This window comes from Sphaerisporangium sp. NPDC049002, from assembly GCF_040649355.1.
GTDB lineage: Bacteria > Actinomycetota > Actinomycetes > Streptosporangiales > Streptosporangiaceae > Sphaerisporangium.
The window spans coordinates 1-8,009 of the sequence record NZ_JBEZFH010000279.1 but is presented as its reverse complement, the minus strand read 5'-3'; the positions used below and the strand labels follow the sequence as shown (position 1 = coordinate 8,009).

The 8,009-nt window shown below is 73.3% G+C and carries 7 protein-coding genes and 1 pseudogene; 2 read left to right on the top strand and 6 right to left on the bottom strand.

Annotated features, from left to right (window positions below; translation table 11 throughout):
• On the bottom strand, positions 1-1,049 hold a 1,049-nt coding region (locus tag AB0B89_RS33130; RefSeq protein WP_358560643.1), incomplete at its 3' end, for a homocysteine S-methyltransferase family protein.
• Positions 1,050-1,292: 243 nt separating this feature from the next.
• Here AB0B89_RS33130 and AB0B89_RS33125 point away from each other — a divergent pair.
• Positions 1,293-2,147, top strand: coding sequence for a PAC2 family protein (locus AB0B89_RS33125; protein WP_358560642.1), 855 nt, complete (start codon positions 1,293-1,295; stop codon positions 2,145-2,147).
• Positions 2,148-2,420: 273 nt separating this feature from the next.
• Positions 2,421-3,068 (top strand): hypothetical protein, encoded by a 648-nt coding sequence (locus tag AB0B89_RS33120; protein WP_358560640.1) that lies wholly within the window; start codon positions 2,421-2,423, stop codon positions 3,066-3,068.
• Here AB0B89_RS33120 and AB0B89_RS33115 read toward each other — a convergent pair.
• From AB0B89_RS33115 to AB0B89_RS33095, 5 genes and pseudogenes are all read right to left on the bottom strand, one after another.
• Positions 2,960-3,835, bottom strand: a complete 876-nt coding sequence (locus AB0B89_RS33115) for a CbiX/SirB N-terminal domain-containing protein (RefSeq protein ID WP_358560638.1) — start codon at positions 3,833-3,835, stop codon at positions 2,960-2,962. The genes AB0B89_RS33120 and AB0B89_RS33115 overlap by 109 nt on opposite strands.
• Before the next feature lie 40 nt (positions 3,836-3,875).
• A complete protein-coding gene (locus tag AB0B89_RS33110) occupies positions 3,876-5,045 on the bottom strand; it encodes a uroporphyrinogen-III synthase (RefSeq protein ID WP_358560637.1) in 1,170 nt (389 codons plus the stop codon).
• Positions 5,042-5,359 carry a nitrite reductase small subunit NirD gene (gene nirD, locus AB0B89_RS33105; RefSeq protein WP_358560636.1) on the bottom strand — a complete coding sequence of 106 codons (318 nt, stop codon included), beginning with the start codon at positions 5,357-5,359 and terminating at the stop codon, positions 5,042-5,044. Before nirD ends, AB0B89_RS33110 begins: the two co-directional genes overlap by 4 nt.
• Before the next feature lie 40 nt (positions 5,360-5,399).
• Positions 5,400-6,741: pseudogene (locus tag AB0B89_RS33100) on the bottom strand (FAD-dependent oxidoreductase).
• On the bottom strand, positions 6,738-8,009 hold a 1,272-nt coding region (locus tag AB0B89_RS33095; protein WP_358560635.1), incomplete at its 5' end, for an FAD-dependent oxidoreductase. The pseudogene AB0B89_RS33100 and the gene AB0B89_RS33095, both read right to left, overlap by 4 nt.

The following is an 8,009-nucleotide window of genomic DNA, read 5'->3' as shown; positions in this document are numbered from 1 at the left end:
TTCGACCCATTGGCGTTGGTACGCTCACCGATCGCCAGATACGAGGTGTCCTGACGGAACGGCACATGCTGGTACAACGACGCCGCACCCGCCTCGGGGCGCGGTCGCCGCGCGGCGGGAACCTGGCCCCGCACGCGCTCGACCACCCGGCGCAGATGCTCGGGGGTGGTGCCGCAGCACCCGCCGACCAGGGAGAGCCCGTAGTCGCGGGTGAAGGTCTCGTGGGCGTCGGCGAGCTCGCCGGGGCTGAGCGGGTAGCGGGCGCCCTCGGAGGTGAGCTCGGGCAGGCCGGCGTTGGGCATGCACGACAGCCGAAGGCGGCTGTGCTTGGCCAGGTAGCGCAGGTGCTCGCTCATCTCGGACGGGCCGGTGGCGCAGTTGAGCCCGATCACGTCGACGCCCAGGGGCTCGATGGCGGTCAGCGCGGCGCCGATCTCCGAGCCCAGCAGCATCGCGCCGTTGGTCTCGATGGTGACCTGCGCGATGATCGGCACGTCGCGGCCGGCGGCCTCGATGGCGTGCTTGGCGCCGATGACCGCCGCCTTGACCTGCAGCAGGTCCTGGCAGGTCTCGATGATCAGCGCGTCGGCGCCCCCGGCGATCAGACCGGCGGCGTTGTCGCGGTAGGCGTCGCGCAGGGTGGCGTAGGGAAGGTGCCCGAGGGTGGGGAGCTTGGTTCCCGGACCCATCGAGCCCAGCACGAACCTGGGCCGCTCGCCGGTCGACCAGTGGTCGGCCCGTTCACGGGCCAGCCGGGCACCCGCTTCGGAGAACTCGTAGATCTTCTCGGGGATGCCGTACTCGCCGAGGGCCGCGAAGTTGGCGCCGAAGGTGTTGGTCTCCACGCAGTCGACGCCCACCTCGAAGTAGGCGTCGTGCACGGCCTGGACGATGTCGGGGCGGGTGACGTTGAGCACCTCGGGGCAGCCCTCATGGCCCAGCACGTCGTCGAGCGTGATGTCGTAGGCCTGCAGCATCGTCCCCATGGCCCCGTCCGCGACCAGGACACGCTGGGACAGGGTCTGTCTGAAGGACGCTCCGCTGTTCATGAACTCAAGCCTAGCGGGAGGCATGATGTGACCGCCCGAGCACCGAAAACGCCTGAGATGTCCGGTGGTCTCCCAATATGCGGGTGAGGGTTCGGTAGGGCTCCGAGGTCCGCCTGTCGCCTCTCCGTGACACTGAACGCCCCTCAACGAATAGGCTTAGACAGGCACAAGGCCGCCGCCGGCGGCCGAGAGGACGCTTGCGGGGACGTTGGCGGCCTCGGCCAGGCGAGGAGGAGGCGGCGCGTGATCGAGCTCGAAGGACTCCCCGAGCTCGTCGACCCGGTGCTGATCGCCGCGTTCGAGGGCTGGAACGACGCGGGGGAGGCGTCGAGCGGCGCTCTCGCGCACCTGGAGGCCGAATGGAAGGCCACCCCGCTCGTCGAGCTCGACCCCGAGGACTACTACGACTTCCAGGTCACCCGCCCGGTCGTCGAGATGGGCGACGGCCTCACGCGCTCTATCGTGTGGCCCACCACCCGCCTGCTCGTGGCGCGCCCGCCCGGCAGTAAGCGCGACGTGGTGCTGCTGCGCGGCATCGAGCCCAACATGCGCTGGCGCACCTTCTGCGCCGAGCTGGTCAGCATCAGCCTGGAGCTCGGCGTGGAGACCGCGGTGCTGCTCGGAGCCCTGCTCAACGACTCCCCCCACACCCGGCCGGTGCCGATCGTGGGCTCGGTGAGCGATCCGGGCCTCGCGCGCTCCCTCAACCTGGAGCTGACCCGCTACGAGGGCCCCACCGGCATCGTCGGGGTGCTCCAGCACTCCCTCGGCGTGGCGGGCACCAAGACGGTCTCGCTGTGGGCGTCGGTGCCGCACTACGTCGCCCAGCCGCCCAACCCCAAGGCCACGCTGGCCCTCCTGCGCCGCATGGAGGACCTGCTGGACATCCCGATGCCGCTCGGCGAGCTGCCCGACCAGGCGCAGGCGTGGGAGCACGGGGTCGACGAGCTGGCCGCCCAGGACTCCGAGGTGGCCGAGTACGTGCGCGAGCTTGAGGAGCGCAAGGACGCCGCCGAGCTGCCCGAGGCGAGCGGCGACGCGATCGCGGCCGAGTTCGAGCGCTACCTGCGGCGGCGCGACAACGACACCGAAGGCTGACGCGCGCCGCACCCCGCCGGAAGGCGGACGCCTGGGGCATATTTACGTGAAGATTCACAAAAGGCGCAATTCACATACTTCGCGTTATCGCCCACGCGCGGCCGGGATCTCGGGTAATAATTGGCCGCTGCGCCGTTCCGCACCATTGCACCTGGGCGGCACCCACGCGCGGCAACGATTCGATAACGGAGAGAAACACGACTCCGCAAACATCGTGTACGACGCCACCCGCGTGCTGAACCTACACATGTGACTGCGCACCTTGGGACCCCCATGGCGACTCAATATCCCGATCCGCACAAGAGAGCACAGGAGACGCGGCGACGCGTTCTCGAAATGGCCGTCTTCATGAAGCAGGAGGGCGGAGACGGGGCCGCCCGGCCCGCGAACGCACCCGCCGGCCAGGCGAGCGGCGCCGCGTACCCCCAGCTGCGCGGTGCGACGCCGGCCCAGGCCGTGGAGATGTTCCTCGCCCTGCTCCAGGACCGGCTGCCGGTCTGGCTCCGCACCCTCGAAACCCTGATGCACATGACCGGCAAGGGACGAGTGAACGACAACCTGCTGCCGGTGGCCCGTGCCGGCATCGCCTACTACGCCGAGGTACAGGCCGCGGCGATGCCCGCGTTCCTCTCCCCCTCGATCACCGTGCGGTTCCGCGAGGCGCTGCGCGAGACCGATCTCGGCCCCGCCTCCGAGATCGCCCCCCTCGCCGAGTACCTCGCGGCCGAGCGGGGCCTTGGGCGGGTGTCGCCGGACGTGACCCCCGAGGCCAGCGCGCGCCTCCTGCTCGCCGGCTGCTTCCGGCACGCCTACTACGAGATGTTCATCGGCTCCGGGCTGTCGCGGGACGACGGCGCGGTCGAGATCGTACGGGAACTGCGGCTGGAGACCGCCACGCCCCGGGCCCCCGCGCTCTCCTGAGCCGCCGGCCCGGCGCCTCCCCGGCCGATCGCGGCCGCGGCCTCGTCGAACCTCTGCCACACCAGGGCGGCCAGGTCGTCCTCGGCGCCGAGCGGGCGGCTCACCACGTCGGCCCCGCTCGACTCCAGCCGGCCATGGAAGAACCCGGGGGCCAGCAGGTAGGAGGCGACCGCCACCCGTGGCGCGGGGCCCGACCGCAGCCTCTCCATGGCCGCCGCGACCGTCGGGCTGCCCGCGGAGGCGAACGCCGCGGTGACCGGGCGCGCCAGCCGTACCGACAGCAGCCGGGCGGCGAAGCGCACGTCGGCGAGGCCAGAGGGGTCCGAGGAGCCCGCCGCGGCGAGGATCACGGCGTCGGTGGAGCGCAGCCCGGCCGCCGCCAGCCGGCGTGCCAGCACGGAGGTGATCAGCGGATGCGGGCCCAGCCGTCCGGCCACGATGGCGTCCGGCCTGGCTCCGGCCACGACCGCCGGCAGGTCGATGTGGACGTGGTAGCCGCCCGCGAGCAGCAGCGGGACCACGACCACCGGCCCCGGCACGCCCGCGAGGACGTCGGCGAGCAGGGGCGAGCTGATCTCCAGGTGGCCCAGTTCGACCCGGTGGCCGGGCCGCGCCCTGCGCACCCGTTCGGCGAGGGCGGCGAGCGTGGCCTCCCCCGCCGCGCTCCGCGTGCCGTGGGCGACCAGCACCAGCGTCCCGGCGGCCACCGCCGCCGGGGAACCGTCTCGGGAACCGCCCCTCAGGGGGACCTCCCGGTTCCTCCTCACCCGCCGTCCTTCCGGTCGGGGCCCGCGCCGGCCGTGGTCGTCACCGGGCGTCCACCCGGTCGCAGGCCAGCCGGTAGCCGCGCTTGACCACGGTCTCCACGATGCCCGACGGCCCAAGGGCGCGGCGGAGCCGGGTGACCGCCATCTCGACCGCGTGCTCGGCGGAGTCCCTGGACGGGCCTCCGGGCAGCACCACGCGCAGGTCGGAGCGGGGCACGACGTGGCCGGGACGCTCGGCGAGGCGCTTGAGCACGGCCATCGGCGCGGGCGGCAGCGGCTTGAGGTCGCCGTCGACGGCGACCGCGTGCCCGCGGATCTCCAGCCGGTGGGCGCCCGCGCTCACGCGCGTGACGCTGTGCTCGGGAAGGTGACGGGCGAGGGTGCGGGCCAGCGCGCCGAGGCGGGAACGCTCCGGCTGGATCACCGGCACGCCCTTGGCCAGCAGCGGCGCCGCCGTCACCGGGCCGACGCACGCCGCCACCACCGGGCCGCTGAAGGCCGCGACGAGCGAGTCCTCCAGGCTCTCGGCCCTGGCGGCGTTGAGCATCGCGTGCACGGCGGGGGCGCTGGTGAACGCCACGGCGTCCACCGACCCCGAGATCGCCTGGGTGATCAGGCGGCGCAGCGGGGAGGCGTCGCGGTAGGGCAGCCAGCGGTAGACCGGTACCTCGATCACGGTGGCGCCCGCCGCCCGCAACTGGGCGACGAAGCCGGTCAGCGGCTCGCCGTGCAACTGCACCACGATGCGCCTGCCCCGCAGGTCCTGGCCGAGGAGGTACTGCTTGATCTCCTCGCAGGACTCCGTGAGCGGGGTCCAGTGATCGTTCAGCCCGGCGGCGCGCACCGCGCCACGGGCCTTCGGCCCCCGGGGCAGCAGCCGCGCCGCCGCGAGGTGGTCGGCCAGGTCGGTGGAGAGCCCCCAGCCCTCGGCGGCGGCCATCCACCCCCGGAATCCGACGCCCGTGGTGACCACCACGTCGTGGACCGGCCCGTCCAGGGACTCGCGGGTGGCCGCCAGCAGGTCGGCGTCCTCGGCGAGGGGCACCAGGCGGATCGCGGGAGCCCGTACGACCCGGGCGCCCCGCCGTTCGAGCAGGGCGGCGAACTCCTCCCTGCGTCGGGTCGCGGTCACCCCGATGGTGAACCCGGCCAGCGCGTCGGGCGCCGTCTCAAGGGTGGTCAGGGGGTCGTCCAGAAGCGCGGCTGTCATTCCACGCTCACCTCCACGGTGCCGTTGGTGACACGAGTCGGATATGTCGGTATTGCCAGTGCCGGATCGTCCAGGCAGACGCCGGTGACCAGGGAGAAGACCTGCTTGTGCATGGGCGTCGCCACCACGGGCTCGTCGCCCCTGGTGCCGGTGATGCCGCGCGACATCACGTACGCCCCGCTGTGGGGGTCGCGGTTCCCGACGGCGGACAGGCGGCCGTCGAAGGCACGGAACAGCGCGATCTGACGGCCCCTGGCAGCGCGGCGGCGCCGCGCTCGGGGATCAGGTCCGCGTAGGCGCAGATCGCGGTCCACCTCTCGCCGGTCGCGGTCACCGGAGCCTTCTGGACGGTGGTCATCGGCGGGTCACCTCCACGAGAACGGGCCTGATCTGGTCGCGTTCGGTCTCGAAGACGATCGAGGGGTCGGGGGTGCCGGGGGCGTTGACGAAGCTGACGAACCGGCGGAGCTTGCCGGGGTCCTCGACGGTGGCGCGCCATTCGTCGAAGTAGCCGGCGACGTGCCGCTCCATGCCCGCGTCCAGGGCGACGGCGATCCCGAGCGAGTCGTCCACGATCACGTCGCGGACCGGAGACGGCCGCCTTGAGCTTGTGCGGCGAGCGCAGCCCCCGGTAGCGCAGTTCGAGCGCGATGGCCATGCCGACCGCGTCCCGCACCCCGTACCGGCACCACGTGGACCCCACGCAGGACTTCACCGTGCGCAGCGCCTTGCCGTAGGCGTGGCCGGACTCGAAACCGGCGTCGACCAGCCGCTTCCAGATCGCGGGAAGCTGCTCCACGCGGGCGCCGAACAGGTCGATCCGCTGGCCGCCGGTGATCTTGGTGTAGAGGCCGAAGTCGCGCGCGACCTCCCCGATCACGATGAGCTTCTCCGGGGTGATCTCACCGCCCGGAATGCGCGGCACCACCGAGTACGTGCCGTTCTTCTGGATGTTGGCGAGGAAGTGGTCGTTGGTGTCCTGCAGCGCCGCCCGCTCGCCGTCGAGGACGTGCCCGCCGTTCAGCGACGCCAGGATCGAGGCGACGACGGGCTTGCAGACGTCGCAGCCACGCCCCCGGCCGTGCTCGGCGATGAGCCGCGAGAACGTCGTGATCCTGCGCACCCGGACGATCTCGAACAACTCGGGCCTGCCGTGGTCGAAGTGCTCGCAACGGGGCATCAGCCGGTCGCCCATCTCGACGACGTGCGTGGAAAGGCCGAGCCCGCGCAGCGCGTCGGCCGCCTCCAGCCCGAGCAGGCCGCCTCCGACGACCACGCCGGAGGTGGCCCGCGCGGACGCCGCGCGGATGGCGTCCAGGTCGTCGATCGTGCGGTAGACGAAGGCCCGCCCGGCCCCCGGCACCGGCGGCACGAACGGCGCCGACCCCGTCGCCAGCACCAGCACGTCGTACGGCTCGTCGTGGCCGCCCTCGGTGGTCACGGTGCGGCGGGCGCGGTCGATGGAGGCCACCCGGTCGCCCAGCCGCGCCACCACCGGCCCGCCGGGAGCCGGATAGGTCAGGTCGTCGGCGCTCGCGCCCGGCGGTCCGGACAGATAGGAGGTCAGCGCCACGCGGTCGTACGCGGGCCTCGGCTCCTCCCCGAGCACCGTGATCGTGCCGGTGAAGCCCCTGCGGGCCAGTGTCTCGACGAACCGGTGGGCCGCCGGCCCGTACCCCGCCACCACGATCCTCACGCGCGGACCTCCTCCTGCTCGCGCAGCCGGCCGATGAGGCTCTCGACCGCGTCGCGGCAGGTGCCGCACCCGGTCGTCGCCCTGGTGGCGGCGACCACGGCCGCCGTGTCGCGGGCGCCCGCCTCCCAGCAGGCGCGGATGCGGCCCTTGGTCACGTTGTTGCACTCGCACACCCGCGCGGAGTCGGGCATGCGGGCCGGGCCGTCGGCGAGCGCCGCGCCGTCGAGGCCGGGGAACAGCAGCCCGGCCGGGTCGCGGGGAAGCGGCCCGCCGCGGTCGTAGAGCTGGGTGAGCGTTCCCACCGTGGGCGACTCGCCGAGCAGGATGGCGCCCACCAGGCGGTCGTTCCTGATCACGAGCTTGCGGTAGATGCCGCGGGCCCTGTGGCTGAAGCGGACGACCTCCACCGTGCCGGAGGCGTCCTCGGTCAGGTGCGTCTCCCCCATGGCCGCCAGCTCGACGCTCCTGGCCTTCAGGCGGGTGACCAGGCGCGAGCCCCGGTACCTCGCGGTGGCGTCCGCCCCGGTGATCAGGTCGGCCACCACGGCCGCCTGCTCCCACGCGGGCGCCACCAGGCCGTACACCGTGCCGTCGTGCTGCGCGCACTCGCCGATGGCGTAGATCGCCGGGTCGGCGGTGCGCATCCGGTCGTCGACGACGACCCCGCGCGCCACCGCGAGGCCGGCGTCCCCGGCGAGGCCGGCCAGCGGCCGTACCCCGCAGGCGAGCACCACCAGTTCCGACGCGAGCGTCTCGCCCGTGGCGAGCTCGACGCCGTGGGCGTGGATCGCCGCGACCTCGGCACCGGTCCTGACGGTCACCCCGAGCCCGGCCAGCGCCTCGCCGAGCACCAGCCCGGCCTCGGCGTCGAGCTGGCGTTCCATCAGGTGACCGGCCAGGTGGAGCAGGGTGACCGGCATGCCGCGCCCGGCGAGCCCGCGCGCGGCCTCCACGCCGAGCAGGCCGCCGCCGACCACCACCGCGCCGGTCGCGGTCGCCGCCGCGCCCAGGATGCGGTCGCAGTCGTCCATGGTCCGGAACGTGATCGCCCGGGTGGCGCCGGGGATGGGCGGCACGACCGGCTCGCTGCCCGTCGCCAGCACCAGGACGTCGTACGGCTCGCGCCCGCCGTCGGCGGTGCCGACCGTACGGGACTCGCGGTCGATCGCGGTGACCGTGTAGACCGCCGCCGCGAACGCGGACAGCACGTAGGCGAGCGGCGCCTCGTGGTACTTGGTGGCGATCTGCACGCCCGCCCGTGCTCCGGC

Bases quoted from the DNA above. Each gene is read 5' to 3' on its own strand.
- AB0B89_RS33120 (WP_358560640.1), top strand. From the start codon at position 2,421: ATGGCGACTCAATATCCCGATCCGCACAAGAGAGCACAGGAGACGCGG.
- AB0B89_RS33110 (WP_358560637.1), bottom strand. From the start codon at position 5,045: ATGACAGCCGCGCTTCTGGACGACCCCCTGACCACCCTTGAGACGGCG.